The 19,385-nt window shown below is 41.0% G+C and carries 14 protein-coding genes and 2 pseudogenes; 11 read left to right on the top strand and 5 right to left on the bottom strand.

Features of this window, described 5'->3' with window-relative positions; genetic code table 11:
* Window positions 1-225: 225 nt before the first annotated feature.
* From R7E78_RS22785 to R7E78_RS22770, 4 genes and pseudogenes are all read right to left on the bottom strand, one after another.
* Window positions 226-558: a hypothetical protein gene (locus R7E78_RS22785; protein ID WP_065274871.1), complete on the bottom strand. Its 333-nt coding sequence runs from the start codon at window positions 556-558 to the stop codon at window positions 226-228.
* Between the two features lie 345 nt (window positions 559-903).
* Window positions 904-1,642 (bottom strand): annotated as a pseudogene (istB, locus tag R7E78_RS22780) (IS21-like element ISVch3 family helper ATPase IstB).
* A 10-nt stretch (window positions 1,643-1,652) separates the two neighbouring features.
* Window positions 1,653-3,185, bottom strand: a pseudogene (istA, locus tag R7E78_RS22775) (IS21 family transposase).
* 776 nt (window positions 3,186-3,961) lie between these two features.
* A complete protein-coding gene (locus R7E78_RS22770; protein ID WP_065274870.1) occupies window positions 3,962-4,150 on the bottom strand; it encodes a hypothetical protein in 189 nt (62 codons plus the stop codon).
* A gap of 524 nt (window positions 4,151-4,674) precedes the next feature.
* Here R7E78_RS22770 and R7E78_RS22765 point away from each other — a divergent pair.
* The 4 genes from R7E78_RS22765 (at window position 4,675) to R7E78_RS22750 (ending at window position 10,290) form a co-directional block, all read left to right on the top strand.
* Entirely contained in the window at window positions 4,675-5,142 is a 468-nt protein-coding gene (locus R7E78_RS22765) for a hypothetical protein (protein ID WP_065274869.1), read from the top strand.
* Window positions 5,143-5,501: 359 nt separating this feature from the next.
* Window positions 5,502-6,758 (top strand): glucose-1-phosphate adenylyltransferase, encoded by a 1,257-nt coding sequence (gene glgC / locus R7E78_RS22760; RefSeq protein ID WP_065274868.1) that lies wholly within the window; start codon window positions 5,502-5,504, stop codon window positions 6,756-6,758.
* 478 nt (window positions 6,759-7,236) lie between these two features.
* A complete protein-coding gene (locus R7E78_RS22755) occupies window positions 7,237-8,838 on the top strand; it encodes a diguanylate cyclase (RefSeq protein ID WP_237289010.1) in 1,602 nt (533 codons plus the stop codon).
* A gap of 756 nt (window positions 8,839-9,594) precedes the next feature.
* A complete protein-coding gene (locus R7E78_RS22750; RefSeq protein WP_065274867.1) occupies window positions 9,595-10,290 on the top strand; it encodes a hypothetical protein in 696 nt (231 codons plus the stop codon).
* Window positions 10,291-10,839: 549 nt separating this feature from the next.
* Here the strand turns inward: R7E78_RS22750 and R7E78_RS22745 are convergent.
* Complete coding sequence (locus R7E78_RS22745) at window positions 10,840-12,123, bottom strand: carbohydrate-binding protein (RefSeq protein ID WP_158156880.1); 1,284 nt, start codon at window positions 12,121-12,123, stop codon at window positions 10,840-10,842.
* A gap of 247 nt (window positions 12,124-12,370) precedes the next feature.
* Between R7E78_RS22745 and R7E78_RS22740 the strand changes: the two genes are divergently transcribed.
* From R7E78_RS22740 to R7E78_RS22710, 7 genes are all read left to right on the top strand, one after another.
* Window positions 12,371-12,676, top strand: coding sequence for a PTS sugar transporter subunit IIB (locus R7E78_RS22740; RefSeq protein ID WP_025767645.1), 306 nt, complete (start codon window positions 12,371-12,373; stop codon window positions 12,674-12,676).
* Between the two features lie 88 nt (window positions 12,677-12,764).
* Complete coding sequence (locus R7E78_RS22735; RefSeq protein WP_005381064.1) at window positions 12,765-14,099, top strand: PTS sugar transporter subunit IIC; 1,335 nt, start codon at window positions 12,765-12,767, stop codon at window positions 14,097-14,099.
* A 51-nt stretch (window positions 14,100-14,150) separates the two neighbouring features.
* Window positions 14,151-14,462 carry a PTS lactose/cellobiose transporter subunit IIA gene (locus R7E78_RS22730; protein WP_025767646.1) on the top strand — a complete coding sequence of 104 codons (312 nt, stop codon included), beginning with the start codon at window positions 14,151-14,153 and terminating at the stop codon, window positions 14,460-14,462.
* 12 nt (window positions 14,463-14,474) lie between these two features.
* Window positions 14,475-15,797 carry a 6-phospho-beta-glucosidase gene (locus tag R7E78_RS22725; protein WP_262640751.1) on the top strand — a complete coding sequence of 441 codons (1,323 nt, stop codon included), beginning with the start codon at window positions 14,475-14,477 and terminating at the stop codon, window positions 15,795-15,797.
* Window positions 15,798-15,815: 18 nt separating this feature from the next.
* The gene (gene chbG / locus R7E78_RS22720) at window positions 15,816-16,571 is read left to right on the top strand and encodes a chitin disaccharide deacetylase (protein ID WP_005385547.1); all 756 of its coding nucleotides are present in this window, start codon (window positions 15,816-15,818) and stop codon (window positions 16,569-16,571) included.
* Between the two features lie 104 nt (window positions 16,572-16,675).
* The gene (locus R7E78_RS22715) at window positions 16,676-17,674 is read left to right on the top strand and encodes a LacI family DNA-binding transcriptional regulator (protein ID WP_262640752.1); all 999 of its coding nucleotides are present in this window, start codon (window positions 16,676-16,678) and stop codon (window positions 17,672-17,674) included.
* A 130-nt stretch (window positions 17,675-17,804) separates the two neighbouring features.
* A complete protein-coding gene (locus R7E78_RS22710) occupies window positions 17,805-19,058 on the top strand; it encodes an HD-GYP domain-containing protein (protein WP_005381029.1) in 1,254 nt (417 codons plus the stop codon).
* The last annotated feature ends 327 nt before the right edge of the window (window positions 19,059-19,385 follow it).

The following is a 19,385-nucleotide window of genomic DNA, read 5'->3' as shown; positions in this document are numbered from 1 at the left end:
CTGAAACTCAGTATATTGTATAAAAGTCGGTCAACTTTAGGAGGTTTGGTTTCTCGTCTGAATTACGCAACAAAGCCGTGTTGGGACTTAAGTTTGAATAAGCACCACTCATGAACTCGACTTGTTGAAGCATTTCTTCAGCATAAGTTGGGAGTATATTGAAACCCGAGAGTGCGATTACGAAAATTGGTATATTATTGAAACGCATATATTCCTCTCTATAATCTATTCAGAGCACTCACTCATCTTGGTCATGAACTCAATCACAGTGGAATTTTCACCGTCTTTAAGTTGAATATCGAGAGGGTAATACTTGCCTCCTTCTAATATCATTATTTTATCTGAAGCCATTTTAGGTAAAACTGCAGCAGTGACGTTTTTTAAATTGATTACTGTGAGGCGTTGACGATGAACATCAAAGCCCCCTATGAGCAGTAATGTACACCCTTGAAAACTGTAACCTTTAGCATCCATGTCCTTGTTAAATTTATCTTTATCTAGGGCTGCAAATGATTGGCTAGCACAAAGTGTTAAAATACATACAATTAATCTCTTCATGATACACCTCTTTTTTCAAACCGATACCAGTAACCTTAGAAGATATAAATAATATAGTTATCTCAAATGTAAGAATTGTAATATCAGAAAAGTGTAAGCGCGTCATAAAACCCACATTCTATCTAAGCCCTGCTAACTTCGAACAAACATACTGATCTGTACCAGCAGAACTGGGCACTTCACTAAGCGACTTTCCGATATCCAAAGTTATCCGCATTTTTCTAATTTAAGTGAATACTCTAAGAAAGTTTTGCCCCTTTCCTTGTTGCGTATTTTGGTGATTGCGAACGCTTGTTTCGGTTTATTCCGAACACCTGAACCAGCACTTTTTCTCTTTCCCTATTTTTACTCTAAGTGTTCGGATTCGCCAGTTTTCTCATTGATTCTCCTCCCAGTTCTATTCGATGACTATTGTGAACTAGACGATCCATTAGAGCGTCAGCGACAGTGGCGTTGCCGATCATGTTGTACCACTCTTTTACTGGTAACTGGCTGATGACGATTGTGCTGCTGTTTTGGTAACGGTCTTCAAGCACTTCTAACAAGTGACCAGCATGCTCTTGAGTCAGTTTTTCCATCCCCCAGTCGTCGAGGAGTAGTAAGCCTTTCTTAGCCAGCGACTGAAGTTGTTTTTGATAGCTCCATCCAGACGACCTGCGGTAAGATCATCAAGCAAGCGAGTTAATTGGTAGTACCTGACGGTTTGCTGTTGGTCGCAGGCACTGGTTGCCAGAGCGCAACCAAGATAGGTTTTGCCAGCACCTGTTGGGCCTGTGATCAAGATATTCTGATGCTTGTGCAGATAACTGCCTGTTAGCAGTTCGCTCATCTGTTTACGATTGAGATTTCGTCCCTCTTTGTAGATGAGTTGGCTTGGCTGGGCATCCACTCTCAGCTTTGCTTGTCGCTTCAAGCGTTGGATTTTGCTCTGATTACGGTTCAAGATTTCACTCTCCAGGAGCAAGCTTAACCGCTCCTCGAAGTCCAGCTCTGCGTAGGTGGTCAGTTGCTCTTGTTGCTGCTCTAACGCTTTCGCCGCATGGCTCAAGCGCAGGGTTTTAAGTTGGTCATTGAGTGCGTTCATATCCTTTCTCCTAGTGATAACAGTTCGGGCCACGAACATTGCTGTGAACAAGGTTCGGCGTATTCGCTTTATCTTTACTCAGTTGCCCCTAACGATTGTTCTTGAGTAGATTGTTGACGAAGGTGTAATTGGGTTTTGTTAGCATCAGTGCATCTTTACAGGCTTGCTCGAGGCGCGATTCGCCATGGGCTTTGCTCAGGTTGAGCAGCCCAAGGCAGGAACGATACGACTGCTCGGGATGAGGCTTAGAGTTCAGCATTTTATTGACGACTTCCCGTGTGGCGGGGCCGATATTGGCTCCCCAGTTGAGTAAACGTCCAGGCGACCACTTTTGATGTTGATGATTACTCGGCATGTGCTCAGGTTGAGTGCTGTTTCCGCGCTCCCTTTGGCTACGTGGGTGCTGGGCGATCAAGTTACTTTGATGGTAGATTTGCACCAGACGGTTGGAGGCTTCCAGTTCGACATGTTGGCCAACAAGTTGATGGGGAACCGAGTAGTAGTGACGGCGATATTCGATGTGATAATCAGGCCCAACCTTGGCTCGCTTGGTTTCAGTATATAGATATCGCTGCTTAGGAAGGGGCTTTAACGCGGGTTTATCGAGTTTGTCGAACAGCGCTTTGCGGCTTGCACCATAATGCTTCATCTCACGTTCGTTTAAGTCATTCATCAGCTCACGGATGTCAAGGTTCAGCTCTTTGAAGGTATAGAAGGTTTAATGGCAAAGTCGCATCATGATCCAACGTTCCACTAGTAGGACTGCATTTTCTGCTTTGGCTTTGTCTTTCGGTTTGTAGGGGCGAGCTGGCATCACGGCAGTTTGATAATGATTTGCCAGTTTTTGATAGCTTTCATTAAGCCTCGGTTCATAACGGTTAGCTTTGCTGACCGCGCTGCGTAGATTATCGGGAACCAAGAGCCGTGGTACACCACCGAAGTGTTCGAGCGCATTGGCATGCGCCTCTAACCAGTAAGACTTACCTTGACTCGGGAAGCCTTCCACATAGGTGTAATTGGACGCTCCTAAGGTCGCCACGAACACTTCTGCTTCGCGCACTTCACCTGTATCAGGGTTGACCACTTGAAGCCGAGGCCCACAGTAATCGATAAACAGCTTATCACCTGCAACATGGAGCTGACGCATACTGCGCTTTTGGGTTTTGAACCAACGAGTGAAGTGCTCGCAGAACTGAGTGTAAGCGTAAGCTTGCTCTTGATATTGCTCATGGTACTCCTGCCACAACAACATCTTTGTCATGTCTTTACGCTTGAGTTCGACAGCGTACTGAGCGAAGTCTGGCATGACCTTGTCTCGACTGGCTTTCTTCGAATGATAAAGAGCTTTAGTAAGGTCTGTATCACTGTAACCTTCTGGAAGAGGCCAGCCTATCTGACTTTGCTTAAAACGAGCGACAAGTTCAGAGACTGTTGCAAGACTGACATTGAGACAACTAGCAATACTACGGTAGGACAACCCACACTCGTACTTAAGGCGTAATATCTCTTTGATTTTGTTCATTGGAGTTCTCTTTTTAGCCATTGTCGCTTCCTTACGTTCTTGTTTAAGAAGTAAAGAATAGCGAGCTATTGATTTAAAAGAGAAAAAGGAAGGATTTCGGGCATTCCGAACGCTGATTTCGGAGTTCGCTTAAAAGTGTTCGGATAATCGCGGAATGTGCGTTCGGATTAAACCGAAATAGGTGTTCGGGTCATACCGAAATGGCTGTTCGGAATGCTCCGAAATACGCACCTTGTTTCAATAGGTTGAATGTTTACTTTACTAAACCATCATTTGACATACATTTCCTTATATCTGCTAAAAAATACCAATATGATACTTGATAGCTGTTTCAAGCAGCGAACACTGTGGTAGACAACCATACTTCTGTTTTCATTTCATAGAGTTTCTGGTAACCAACCGCAAGATTGAGTGGATGTCGCCTTTTACACGAGGGTTGTTCATTCACACAGAGGGGGGAGAGATATCGCTTTTCTATTCGACTACAAAGGCTCTTCAAGCTTGCAACTGACTAAATCTGAAATTGAATTGTAAACAATGGTTGTGTAAACCTTAACCCCAGCAAAATAAAGGCACCCGATAAAGAGACGCCTTAGTGAGGATGAATTGGCTTAATCCAATTATCTTATCTTAAGGATATACCCGCAGTTTGAACATACGTATACTTCTTTAATACCTAAGATTCTTTCTATAACAGACCGCTTTCTGCGTTGATAATAAATGCCATGTTTACACATAAACCTACTTACTTTATTTAATGTTTTCTATATTACAAAATTGATAATAACGACCTACACCTAATGTTTATCAAATATCTCATTAAGTAGTAGTAACTCTTCATCAGATAAAATATCTTTCGGTACTATCTTTTTTTTTGTAAATATCTTTTTTTGTAATTGTTTTATTTGCTCTTGAGACATAACTTCAATCGAATTAATAAGCTCATTGAACTTCACTTCTTCCATTCGTACGAGTAAATCCATCATTTCAACACACATAAGCACTTTGGTGCTGTTCTATTGTAATCATAAAGTCTTAACTTTCACAAGGGTTTGTTGCTTAGTTCTATTGAATTAAGCAACAAACCGTTAATTAGCCGAGGTTCATGCGCTTTCTGCATTGATGAATGAAAAAAGTGGAAGCAAAGCAAGGTGATCTACTCCAGTGAGACTGGGCGTTCTATTAAGGGGCTTTTAAATACCGAACTTTATCCGTATTTTTCTAATTTAAGTGGTTACTCTAAGAAGGTTCTGTCCAGAGATGAGTTGCGACGTCCAGCTAGAGCGCTCTAGTTCTGGTTTCTCTGTAGTGATGTCGCGGCTCTCTCAGGGACAAGAAGCACCTAGGACTATTACTGATGCTCTACACGCTAGTAGCTAGAAGTGTTCTAAAATGGAATGGAACGTGATTTCAAACTCTACCATTCGATTTACTTTTCTTCATACTTAGAGAACTAAGCGTGTGGCCAAGTTTTTAATCCACCACACATCGAAGGGCGAAGAGAGGTTATATGGAACATTTGGACCTATTGAACACGTATTTCACATTAGAAAACGAATGTATCTTTATACGTGGCGATAACCGAGCTAGCAAATTTAGGGCAAGAGTAAGCTTACCAATTGCAGTTGGCAAACTTTTGTTTCTTGCAAATTTAAACTCAATAGAGATGACTCGTGACGAAGCTAAAGAGTTGTTCAACCAACTACAACCACTAGAGCCGTTAACGCTGGAGCAGCGATTGCTGCTAAGTCAGTCTTTTCAACTCCCTAATGCTAGTAGCTTTCTTTTCATATTTTATTGCAAAGAGACTAACAACATGCTCAAACAACGTTTATCGTTCGGCAAGTGCGTTGCTGAAGCTGTTAAGCTTGGTGTTACTGAAGTACAAGCTATTGATTGGCTACGTGAAGAGATTTCAAGTGAAGAACAACATCAAAAATTCCTAGACCGCACTTATAGAACTCCAGAAGGGTCTTGAGCAAACAAACAATTTCGATTAAAGGGCTTTTAAAGGTAAATATTTCGTGATGATCAAAGTTAGCAAGAGCTGTAACTCAGAAATGTCCAGAGACGTGCCAGAACTATCACTGCTGGCACACTGATGCCCCAAACCTTTCTAGCACAAGAATCAGGACTCATTTCTTTTGTCATAAATTGGCCTATTTTTGGTAATGCTAAAAGTGGCGACGATACTGGTGGCTATTCAAGTAATAATGCCTAACTTCAGTCACAGTTTATTCAACAATTACCCTATATAATAACTAGAATATAATCAATACACTGCTCTGATTATAACTACAAGTATCAAGTATATAATTCGCCCCCATGGAGGTCTCTATGCCCCAGAATTATGATAGACATATCAGTAATTTGACCAAAGACACTTACGCTTTGATATTGGCTGGTGGTCGAGGTAGTCGTTTATTTGAACTCACCGATTTTCGAGCAAAACCTGCTGTATATTTTGGTGGTAAGTTTCGTATTATCGATTTTCCACTATCAAACTGTTTCAATTCAGGTATTGACCGCGTAGGTATCGCTACACAATACAAGTCGCACTCGTTGATCCGTCACATTAGCCGCGGTTGGGGAAGCCTTAGAGCTCAACAATTTGTTGAAATTTTACCTGCTTCACAACGAACGGGCGATGACTGGTATGCTGGTACAGCGGATGCGGTATATCAAAATATTGATATAATTCGTTCACATAGACCCAAGTACATTCTAATTCTGTCTGGTGACCATGTATATCGTATGGACTACGGCACTCTACTAGCGGAGCATGTGGCAAATAACGCAGATATGACAGTCTGTTGCCTAGAAGTTGATACTGAAGAAGCTGCGGGTAGCTTTGGTGTTCTAACCGTAGATTCCAAAAACAAAATAGTCGCTTTTGATGAGAAACCTGCTCAACCTAATGAAATTCCGAATAAACCGAATAAGTGTTTGGCTTCAATGGGCAATTATTTATTCAATGTTGATTTTCTTTTTAACCAGTTATTAAAAGATGTGGATGTCCAAGGATCCACCCGCGATTTTGGCCACGATATCATTCCTTCAATCATTAATGAGAGTAATGTTTTTGCGTACTCTTTCAAAGATCCAGACAGTGAAAGTCAGCCCTACTGGCGTGACGTGGGTACACTTGACTCATTTTGGGAAGCCAATATGGAGCTTGTTACACCTAAACCACAACTTGACCTTTATGATAAAGACTGGCCGATTTGGACATATCAAGAACAGCTTCCACCTGCTAAATTCATTTTTGATAACGATGAACGCCGTGGTATGGCCGTAGATTCAACGGTTTCTGGAGGGTGCATTATTTCTGGTTCAACTATTAGAAAATCATTGTTGTATTCAAGTGTCCATGCCCACTCATACAGTCTTATTGAAGATTCAGTATTGTTGCATGGCAGTCACGTTGGTGAACACGCTAAACTGAAGAGAGTTATCCTTGACAGTTATTGTTGTGTCCCGGCCGGCTTGAGCATTGGCTATGATAAGGAACAGGATGAAGCCAATGGTTTTCGTGTTACAGAAAAAGGAATCACCCTAGTAACTAAAACTATGCTGGAAAATCTTGCTAAATAAACGTACTGAACAACTTTTTCTCGAAATACGAGTCAAAGGCATCGCAATGGCGATAAATATGGCAAGCGAGCACAACTAGTCTGACACCCAAATTATGGTCTTATCTTCACCACTCGGAGATAAGATCACGTTTCACCTGAATATATTCCCTGCAGCTAACAATTTTTTCATCCACAGACATCGAGAAATTGTATGTTAAAAAGTGAACCTTATGTACTAGTAGAGCAGCGCAACTCAAAGCTGCACCTTTCCCATTTAGATTTATTACTCATAACAATTTTTGGTATCAATGTCTGACCAAATAATTTTAATGATTCGATCTGGTTCTGACTAGCTCATAATGTGAACAATTCCCTGTCTATAGGTTTGTTGGCGCTTTAGGGTTTCTTTTTGTGTGTTTGTCATCATTTTGATGTAAGTAGACAAAGGGTTGTGAGATATAAATAATCAATTCAATCCTTTAAGCGTATAAGTACGTGTGCAATTATTATTTGTTGAAGACGTGGGCTTGGTAGATAAAATGATAATTAAAACAAGAGAATCAAATATAAAAAAGATGCTTTATTCATGCTTGTTACTAGCTTTTTTAGTCGTGATGGCAATAACATTCATATTTAATGAATATCAAACTCAAAGAGAACGAATTTTACTTGGTTATTCTCATGCACTACGTTCTAAAGTTGAGTCTAGCTTAGGCGTTTATAAAGATTTTTCAAATTACGTATTTAAAGAAATTGAAGATGACCAAGATATTTTTAGGTTGATGAGTGAAGCCTATTTTGGTGATGAGAGCATAAGAACATCTAATAGGAATTCAATATACTCGAAGCTGGAAGAAAAGTATAAAACTCTTACAGATTTCAACTTTCGACAGTTACATTTTCACTTTGAAAATGGTGATAGTTTTTTACGTGTCCATAAACCTGAAAAATTTGGTGATAATTTATTCTCTATAAGAGAGTCGGTAAGGATATCCAATAAAGAAAAGCGATTTGTACAGGGGTTTGAAGAAGGTAGAATATATAACGGTTATCGATTCGTTTATCCAGTAGTATATAATGACATTCAGATAGGCACTTTAGAAGTATCCCTATCAATGGGTAGTATCGTCAATTTATTGTTTAATCTATATCCTGAACAAGATTTTTTCTTCTTGATGAATAAGGATGTTGTGAATTACAAAGTGTTTGATGATACGAAGAATAACTACATAAATAGTAAAATAGCCAGTGATTACTATGTAGATAAAGACGTGCTAAATAAAAGCCTGGAAAACCTGAAGTTTACTGAACTTGAGGGTGATATTGAACTATTTAAAAAACAGCTTGATCCTTATATTAAAACTGGTAATACTTTTTCAAAAGAGTTCAATGTGAATGGAAAATATCTGATTGTATCTTTCTTATCAGTTGAAAATTTTAAAAGAGAGCACGTGGCCTATTTAATTTCAATATCAGAAGACGATACATTAATGCTTATGAAAAGAAACTATCTGTTGTTTGATTTTATGATATTCATAGTGTTAATCTCATTTTTTGTAATTGTTTTTCAAAGTTATCGAAATCAAAATAAACTACTTAAAATGTCAACCATAGACTTTCTAACTCAAGTGCTAAATAGAAATAAGATGGTTGACCTATTGTCACAGGAATACGATAAAGCAAAAAGGCATAATTCCATATATACCGTAATGATGTTTGATATTGACTACTTTAAAAGCATTAATGACGAGTTTGGTCATGCTGTTGGTGATGATTATCTAGTTGAGTTTAGTAAATTAATCCATAGAAACATAAGAACTAGTGACTCTTTTGCTCGTTGGGGCGGTGAGGAGTTTGTTCTATTGCTTCCCAACACAGATGAAGACAGCTCGATGCTAGTTGCCGAAAAATTGCGAAGTTTAATAGAAAAGTATATTTTTTCAGGCCCTAAAAACATAACTGTAAGTATCGGTATCTCTGAGGTCCAATTAGATGACAGTAGTCTAGAAGATGCCATAGAAAGAGCTGATACAGCACTTTATCACTCGAAAGAAAATGGCAGGAACCAAGCGACAGGCTGGAGTGTGATTAAGTCTTAATCTTAATCGCCTAAAATCAGACCAAATTGGCATATGACATGTGCCAATTTGATTGGGTACATCATCGAGCGACCGTTCAGTGCCTGAAGTTATTAGTGTTTTTTAAATCAATGAAAACAATTACTTGGTGATACAGAAACATTGCGACCGCTACTTTTTGCTTTATTTAGAGCAGAGTCGACCTGCTCTAAATAAAGCTCAATTGTACTCTACGTTGAGGAACATAACTGTATACTTCGACGGAGGCTGTGATTTGATGGGAGATGCCAATGATTTCACAAGAGATAGCGATGGTTTCAATATTCCTTCGAATTCTTTCCGCTAGCTCAAGGATTTCAAAACTAGATGATACAGATATGACCACTAAAACTCTTCGCCTCCCATCCTGAAAGCGAAATCACCAGAACGTCGACTAAACACATGCTTTAACACAATGTCAGGAACCTAAGCTATGCACTAACACGGCAGACCATTTGGCATACCTGAGCTAATCTATGAATCGCTAAGTTAGTAAAATAGCTAAAACACTTTTGTCCATCATCGTGTCAGATAGGTCTCAAACTTCTAGCATGAAAATGCACCGGAGTGAGTTTAAAAAAGTCAGATGAATTCCAGAATATAGCTACGCTCCTTCAGAGTAACTTGGTATTGAAGTACGAGTGAGCGAAGTCGTTTTTCAGTTTATTTGCGATAAATTAAGCACATCAACTCAAGACCTGATAACGTATAGAAAACTTAATCTTAATTTTATATACAATGAACCTTGAACCCCTAATAGAAGAACTAAAATCAATCGCTGAAGAATTTCCTCTCAAAGAATACTTTACATGGATGATGCCAGAGGACTGCCCGTTAGATTTTCCAAGCGAAATTACTTCGAACTATGACCGAAATCTTTTCATGAAGCACAACTTGAGCTCTTTGTTAGTTAACGACTTAACCAATCGCTACTGGGTTATTCAGAAATGGGGAGGGATTGGAAGTCTCAAATCGACAGAAAAAAATGATGATATATTGTCGAAGCTAGATGCTCGTCTCAGCAAAGGCGCTCTAGATAAAAATACATTCGATGTAATTTCATCAATGTCTAAAGTTGCCTCTTTTCTCGATCACACGAAGTATGCTATTTACGACTCAAGGGTCATCTACTCACTTAATTGGCTGTTGCTCAAACATACTGATACTAATGAGTTCTATCCGATGCCTTCGGGTCGAAATAAAGATTTAATCAAATTAGACCTAGATACAATCATTAATCTCACTGGCCGCGATTCTGACAAAATAAGTTATAAAGATGCATACCATAGATATTGTGACCTGATGATTGAACTCTCTAAAGCTATCTACGAACGTCACGAACCATACTGGTCTGAAATGCTCTTATTCTCTATTGCGCCAAAGTACATTACGGGTGACATCAAGCAATCGATTTCTATCTCAATTAATGACTAACAAGCTACTAGGTGGAAATTTACAAGAACTAAACATGTTTCTTTTTATCAATAACATTTACCTAAAGTAATGCAGAGGCTGAAATTTAGTATATCGACTCTAAATGATTTCTGTCCAAAAGTGAGCTGGGAACATATTTCAAATCTGTACTCTACGTGTGCAACAAAGATCCAATGAAATCCTATTTCATGGTCCTTGATATCCAAAGAAATCCTCTTAAATGCAAGTAATTACAAGTGCTTAAGAGGAATTCAAAATCCGTTGCCTTCGGGCGTGGCGGTTCAAGTCCGCCTACCGGTACCATATTAGAAAGGTCGCTTTTATAGCGGCCTTTCGTCGTTTTAGGTGTTCGTAAATATCAAAGGAAAGTTAGCGTTGCCTTCGCGGTGGCGGCAGGAATGCCAGTCCAATCAACTCCGTCCACCGGTACCATATTTTAAGACAGAGCCTCGATGAAAGTCGGGGCTTTGTTGTATCTGGATCTTCAAAACAAAAAAGCGCGAGGGGTATGCCTCGCGCAAACTACTACATGGTGATAGTAGGAACAGCCTATAGAGTTGTGAACAAGGTATTCTGAGTGTTCGGAGTCCAGTCTGCTTGGGACACGTGCGGTACATCAACTAGATAACGCAAACCTTGATAAGTCACCACATCGCCTTGTTTATAGGAAACATTCTGAGTCCAGTTAGTGGCTGGGTCTGCATTTGTCCAGAGGCTAGAGGTTGGAGACGGTGCCCAATCTTGTTGTGCAGTATGGTTTGTTACAGCCTGGTATACAGTACCTAGGTGTAAGACGTAATCGCCAGCGTCGTAGTTATGACCAACTTGCCAGTTCGGCGTGTAGTTATCCATTGTGTCGAAGTCATAACCCGCTTGTTTTGCTAACTGTATAAACTTAGCGAGCTTAGGCAGGTTTTGCGTTGCCCCCATGCCACGCTTACCATCTTCAAATAGGAACTCGTGAGTTAATACGATAACTTTATCGGCGTGTAAAGGTGTACCACATGGGAACTCTTGAGCTTTGGAGTTGATCGGGTTAATCGTTGTTGGTGCACAAGTGTTTAACGCGGAATCCACATATCCAAGAAATGCTTCTGCTTCTGTAAGGCTGTTTGCTGGCATTTCAATGCCCCAATTTTCGGGTGCCCAGTCCACATCCCAACCGTGAGTTTGATAGCCGTTATTCGCTAGGATATTTTGAACCTCGATAGCTGCTTTTACACTGTTGGATGGGTTGGATGTATCGCATACATATCCTGGTTCCCAAGGTTTCAGGTTATCAGACGTGGCACATAACCCATCTGCTTTGAAGTCTTTCGTCACGCGCCAACCGTTGGTGTAGGGCAGTCTAGCAAACTCTGTTGCCTTGTAGTTCGGGTAGCTTGTAATGTTCGGCAAATACTTTGCTAACACAGATAAGTTTTCCGTAAACATTGAGGCATCGTAAACAGGGTCTTGATACGAGTTAAGCTGGTGGTCCCCGGTCGCATTACACTCCGCAGCACTGTTCGGTCCAAACTCATCCACGCAGTTGTGCACCATGTGATCGTAACTGTGGTTCGCAACAATATGACCAGTGTCTAATGCGAGCTTTAAGGCTTCTAGGGAACGGTCTTCATTCTCATCACCAATTCCATCTAAATGCCAAGCATTAAAGTAAAACGTCGCTTTGATATCTTCCTGGTTAAGTACTTGAATAACGTCAATAGATGCATTGATTGGTCCATCATCAAACGTTAGATAAATGGTGCCTTTAGAGTCGGTTTGAGCAAATGAGTGTTGTGATAGTGCGGCACTTACAAGCGCTGCAATAGCCAATTTATTAAATTTCATTCTCTATTCCTTTTAAGAAATTAATAACGACGTTGTCAGTAGTAAAATATTGATAATTTGAAACTTAATGTGATGTCTTAAATTATTTTATGACTTTTATCCTAGACCTAAATAATTACAAAAAAATAGGTAGTATTTTCTAAATTGGGATTGTGTTCACGAATAATGCAACCGGTTGCGCTTTTTTGTCTTGGTTATTTTTGCTACAGTTTTTGCAGGTTGAAATTTACACAACGGGAGTAAGGCTATGAAAAAGATCCTTTTATGCTGTAGCGCAGGGATGTCCACCAGTATGCTTGTTAAGAAAATGGAGCAAGCTGCTGAAAATAAAGGAATTGAATGCAAAATTGATGCGATGTCAGTGAATGCATTTGAAGATGCAATTAAAGAGTACGATGTTTGTCTTCTCGGGCCTCAAGTACGTTTTCAGCTAGAAGAGCTAAGAAAAACGGCGCAAGAGCATGGTAAAAACATTGACGCGATTTCTCCTCAGCATTATGGAATGATGAAGGGAGAGGAAGTACTAGAGCAAGCATTAGAATTAATTAACTAAACCATAGTTTTAAATTAAAAAAGATAACTGTACATCAAATATAAATATTTGATGCGGGATTCTTTTGCCTAAAATAAGGATGGATTCTATGAAGCTTTATGACGCAATTATAGGCGCAGTCGAAAAGCATATAGCCCCTATAGCAGCTAAAGTGGGGAATCAGCCCCATGTTCGCGCAATGAGAGACGGTTTTATTGTCGCAATGCCGTTTATTATTGTTGGTAGTTTCATTTTGATTTTTGCATTCCCCCCATTTGCCGAAGATACAACCTTTACTTTTGGTCGAATTTGGCTCGATTTCGCCACTACACATTTTGATACCATAATGATGCCCTACAACATGTCGATGGGGATCATGACCATTTTTGTTTCGCTGGGCGTTGCTTATAGTTTAGCGAAGGCTTACAAGATGGATGGGATCACGAGTGCTGTATTGTCACTAATGTCTTTTTTACTCATTGCGGCCCCAGCTAAAGATGGCGCGTTGTCTATGTCTCACATGGGCGGAACCGGGATCTTCACCGCAGTGATGTGTGCATTTTTCTCGGTGGAGCTCTACCGTTTTATGAAAAAGCACAATATTACGATTCGCATGCCAGAGCAGGTGCCACCGGCGATTGCGCGATCATTTGAAGTATTGCTACCAGTCTTAGCGATATTCATTACCTTATATCCACTTAGCCTTTTCGTACAAACCCAGTACGACATGCTGATTCCAGATGCTGTTATGGCTATCTTTAAACCGCTAATCAGTGCGTCTAACTCATTGCCTGCCATTATTGGCGCTTTATTGCTTTGCCAGCTACTTTGGTTTGCGGGTATTCATGGTGCTGCAATTGTTGTTGGACTGCTTTCTCCAATCTTTTTGACCAACATTGGTGCCAACATTGAAGCCTTTGTTGCAGGTGAACCGATTCCAAACGTATTTACTCAACCGTTCTGGGATTTTTACATCTTTATTGGCGGCTCTGGTGCAACACTTGCTCTTGTTATGCTGATGTCGTTTAGCCGTTCTGTTCACCTTAAGAGCATTGGTCGAATGAGTGCGGTGCCTGGCTTTTTCCAAATCAACGAACCTGTGATCTTCGGTAGCCCAGTTGTGATGAACCCGACCTTGTTTATCCCGTTCGTCTTCGCTCCAGTCATCAACGCTACGATTGCGTATTTTGCTGTGCATGTCGGCTTTGTGGGTATGGGGGTCGCTACAACACCTTGGACAACACCGGCACTGATAGGTGCTTCGTGGGGTAGCGGTTGGACCTTTGCGCCAGTATTGCTCGTCATTGGTTTATTAATTCTTGATCTAATCATCTACTTCCCATTCTTCAAAATGTTTGAGAAGCAAATGTTGGAGCAAGAACTACCAACGACGAAGGAAACTAAAGGTGATACGCAGCCGTCAGGCGAAGGCGTTACTGCTTAACTGTGCTTAATGGGCCGCAATTACCGCGGCCCGATTTTCGGAGAGAAAATGATGGAACAAGAACTGGTTGTAATGGAGATCATTTGCAATGCTGGTGAAGCCAGAAGTTTAAGCTACGAGGCATTGCGTTTATCTCGAGAACAAGATTTTGAAGCGGCTGATGAGAGGCTCTCTCAAGCAAGAGAGTGCATTAATAAAGCCCACTTAATACAGACTCAGCTTATTGAAGAAGATCAGGGAGAAGGGAAAGTCCCGATGACGTTAGTGATGGTGCATGCTCAAGATCACCTAATGACTACGATTTTGGCTCAAGAGATGGCTGTAGAAATCGTCGCACTGAACAAAAAAATCTCGAACAAATAAAGGGGGATGAAAATGTCTAGAGAGGCGATCAAACTTGCCATTATTGGCGGTGGTAGTAGCTATACCCCGGAATTGGTTGAAGGGGTTATTAAGCGCTTAGAATATTTACCCGTTAAGAAAATCCATTTTGTGGACATTGAGTCAGGAGCTGAGAAGCTTGAGATCATCAAAGGATTGGCTCAGCGAATGGTCGATAAAGCCGGCGCAAAAATTGAGATAAAAGCCGGTTTCGATCGCCGTGCTGCGATAAAAGATGCGGATTTTGTGATGACGCAGTTTCGTGTTGGTGGCCTTGCTGCACGCGCTAACGATGAGCGAATCCCAATCAAGTACGACGTCATCGGCCAAGAAACAACGGGCCCTGGTGGTTTTGCTAAAGCTCTGCGAACCATTCCGGTCATTCTTGATATCTGTAAAGACATTGAAGAGTTGGCTCCAAACGCATGGATGCTCAATTTCACCAACCCAGCGGGTTTAGTTTCCGAAGCGGTCAGTAAGTACACCAAAGTAAAGAGTATTGGTTTATGCAATGTGCCCGTTTCAATGGAAATGATGATTGCAGAAATGATGGAGTGCGAGCCAAAAGAGCTACAACTTGAGTTTGCTGGGTTAAACCATCTCGTGTGGGTACACAAAGCATGGCTCAATGGGGAAGATATTACTCAAACGGTATTAGAGAAAGTCGGTGATGGTGCCAACTTCAGTATGAAGAATATCTGGGAAGAGCCGTGGGATCCGGCATTTCTAAAAGCACTGGGGGCGATACCATGTCCTTATCATCGCTACTTCTACCAAACTGATGCCATGCTTGCTGAAGAGAAACAAAGTGCCGATGAAAAAGGCACTCGTGCTGAGCAGGTAATGGAAACAGAAAATGCGCTATTTAAGCTCTATCAAGATCCTACCCTAGATCATAAGCCGAAAGAGTTAGAGGAGCGGGGTGGTGCTTATTATTCTGATGCATCACTGAACCTGGTTGATTCAATTTATAACAATCGTAATAGTATTCATGTTGTTAACGTTTTAAATAATGGAGCGATCAACGGCCTACCTGACGATGCTGTGATTGAATGTAGTGCCGTGATTGGTAGTTGGGGGGCGAAACCTCTTGCGGTTGGCGAGTTGTCAAACAATATCAAAGGATTACTCCATCAAGTTAAAGCGTATGAGCAGCTAACAATAGAAGCTGCTGTCGAAGGTAATTGTGACAAGGCGCTTATGGCATTAACCAATAACCCATTGGTGCCTGACATTGGCCGCGCCAAGTCAATCCTGGATGATATTCTGGCGGTGAACGCTCCGTATTTACCTCAATTTAAACTAACGACGTTGTAAGACTAAGGAAGGGCGCCGATGAAAGTCATTTTTAATGCTGATGATTTTGGTTTAACGAGAGGTGTAAATAGCGGCATCGTTAAAGCTCACCAGCAAGGTGTGGTTCATTCAACCACCATGATGGTGGGTATGGATGCTGAGCAACATGCCTTAGAACTAGCTCGCCATAATCCAGACTTGAAAATTGGCGTTCATCTTAGGTTTACAGCAGGTGTGCCTATAACGAAGCATCCTAACTTGACCAACGGCCGAGCGCACTTTATCAACTATGACGAACTTTGGAGTAAGCAGGACTTCGAAACTCAGGTCGTTTATGATGAAGCAAAAGCTCAGGTGGAACATTTTTTATCGCTTGGGTTAGAGCTAAGCCACTTAGATAGCCATCATCACGCGCATACTCACCCTCAAATTTTGCCCGTTATTAAAGAAGTAGCGAATGAATACCGAGTGCCACTGCGGGGCACTGGCTTGTGTCAAGAATCGATGACAATCAGGTATATCTTTACTGATGAGTTTTATGATCAAAAAGTGAGCTTGGATGGCTTAATGGCACATCTATTGAGCTTAAAAGCTGACTATGACTTGGTTGAGGTGATGTGCCACCCGGCAGAGGCCGATCAGGCGCTTATCTTAAAGAGTGGTTATGCGCTTCAGCGAGAGCTAGAGTTACAAGTTCTTACCTCTCCCATTTTAAAAGAACAGTTAGCTCATCATGGTATAACTGTCACGGATTACTCTGAGCTTGTTTCTACCAATCAAATGGTCGGTGTATGATTAAAGGCTGCCAGCTTCGCCCCCTATAGCACCTTACGAATTGCTGGCAGCCGTTCTACACAAACGAATATTTAATAACAATTGCAGTTGGACCCAATAGCATTATGGCAAGGATTAAAGATGTAGCCGAACTCGCCGGTGTAAATCGCTCTACCGTTTCTCGAATTATTAATGGAGAGGGGAAGTTTCGCGAGGAAACTCGAAAAAAAGTAGAGCAAGCTATGGCGCAATTGAATTATCGTCCCAGTGCAATTGCTCGTTCACTCGCAACCTCATCCAGTAATATGGTTGGGTTATTGGTGACTTACTATACGGGGGGCTTCTTTGGCGAGATGATGGAGCAGGTTCAGACCGAGCTGGATATTCATAAGAAGTTTTTGATTACAGCTCAAGGCCATCATTCTGCACAAGGTGAAAAAGAGGCAATTCAGCGTTTTAATGATTTACGTTGTGACGGCTATGTACTTCATAGTCGTTATTTGTTAGATGATGACTTACGTGAATTAGCTAAACAGCCAACACCTTTCGTTCTCCTGGATCGCTACGTGGAAGGAATAGAAGAGCGTTGTGTTACCTTTAACCATCATCATGCAAGCCGTATTGCCGTTGAGCACCTTTTAGCTGGTGGTCATCGAAAGATTGCTTGTATTGCCGGTCCATCCCAACGTCATAACAGTGTATTGAGAAAGCTTGGGTATATTGATGCAATGAAGGATGCTGGTATAGATATTGATGAAAGCTGGTGTGAAGAAGGGAATTATGGTCGGCAAAGTGGTTATGATGCAATGGCTGCAATTTTACAACGACACCCTGATGTGACGGCTGTCTTTTCGTGCAGTGAAGAAATGACGGTTGGCGCAATGCAGTACTTACACGAGCACAGTATTTCTGTACCAGAGCAAATCTCATTAACTAGCTTTGACAGTGTTGATCTTTGTGAAAGTCTTTACCCTACAGTATCAACAGTGCACTTTCCTATCAGTGACATGGCCCGTGTAGCGGTACAAACGTTAATGGGGCTAGTCAAAGATCAAGAAGTAATAGACAAGCCAGTGTTCGAGGCCAAGCTTAAAATACGCAAAGCAGATCGCTCCTTAAAGTAGCTTACTTCTATCTAATTAAGTGAGTCGCTTAGAAATAACGGTTTGATGTTTTGCTAGTTACTGATGAATTTATTCACAAAATTTACTAGTATTCTAACTCTCTTAAGAAATATAAATCAGTAGTGAATAAGTGGCAGCCATTAAACTAACGGTCGATCGTATTCAACCCGGATTACATATCCGTCTTCCGCTAAAGTGGAACGATCACCCCTTTCTACTCAATAGCTTTAAGATTAAAGACCAAGAGCAAGTCGAGATGATCCGCCACCTCGGCGTAAAGTTCGTTTACTTTAATCCAGAGCAAAGCGATGCCGTTCCACTCCCTGTTGATCAAAGACAAGCTGACAGAGTAACAAATGAAGCGTCGTTAGATCATGAAACTCAAAAAATGTGGCAAGAAAAACAGAACCGCATAGAAAAGTTAAGTGCATACCGTCGACGCGTGATTCAGTGTGAAAAAGAGTTTGAGCGCTCTCTGGCACGTATGCGTTCAGTCATGACTAAAATCCGTAACCGTCCGACAGCAGCAGTTGATGAAGCAAAGCTTCTTATTGAAGATATCGTCGAGAAGTTAATGTGCGATGATAATGTTACGTTACATCTGATGAACGGAAAAAATGAGTTTGAAGATATTTATTTCCACTCATTGAACGTGGCTGTTATCTCGATGATGATTGGCCGTGCTAAAGGGTACTCAGCAGCACAGTTGAAAGAGCTTTCCTTCTCCGCACTATTCCATGATATCGGGAAAATAAAAATCCCGACTGCAATATTAAGAAAGCAACTACCTCTAACAGAGCCAGAAACCAACTACTTAAAGTTGCACACTAAATATGGTGTCGATCTTGCGAGTCAAATCGAGGCTTTTCCCGAAGTCGCGAGAATTGTGATCGCGCAGCACCATGAGCTAAGAGATGGGTCTGGTTATCCTAAAGGCCTGAAAGGAGATGAGATCAACGAGTTTGCTCAAATTATTGCTGTAGCCAATGCGTTTGATAACTTGTGTCATACACCGATAGTCTCAGATCAAAAGATTCCTTATACCGCACTCTCTCATTTATATAAGAACTGTAAACACCTATATAAAGAAGAGAACCTGAACATCCTAATTAAGTTTATGGGCGTGTTTCCTCCGGGTACCGTAGTTCAGCTTTCTAATAATATGGTCGGCCTGGTTATCTCAGTGAATGCATCGCATTTATTATTCCCGAATGTCTTGGTTTACGATCCATCAGTACCAAGGACGCAAGCGCCAATCATTGATCTTGCCTCAAAAGATATAAAGATAGTTAACGCGATTCATCCGTCAAAATTACCGGATAAAGTAAAAGAGTATCTAAATCCGCGTTCGCGTATTTCTTATTTCTTTGATAGTGATGAGTAGTTATCCACAGCTTTTTGTGGGTAAATTGTATAAATCCTGAGTGTTATTTCTGGGTAATTTTAGGGTTGGATGGAAAGTATCCATTTGGCATGTTTTTTTAGAAAAAATGCATTTTTAGTATTGCCAAAGAAAATCTTCTCCCTATAATGCGCATCCATCGACACAGCAGACGTCACAAGGCTTCAGCAGGGTCGAAGAGGTAAAAAGCTTCTACAAAAAATTAGTTTAAAAAGTGTTTGACACTAACAACTAAATCGCTAGAATGCACCTCCGCTTTGAGAGAAAAACTTCTCGCAAAGCAAGCTCTTTAACAATATAGACCTATCA

It is taken from the genome of Vibrio sp. YT-19(2023) (assembly GCF_033337395.1).
The sequence above is the reverse complement of the archived record's forward strand: the minus strand, read 5'-3'. Positions and strand labels throughout refer to the sequence as shown.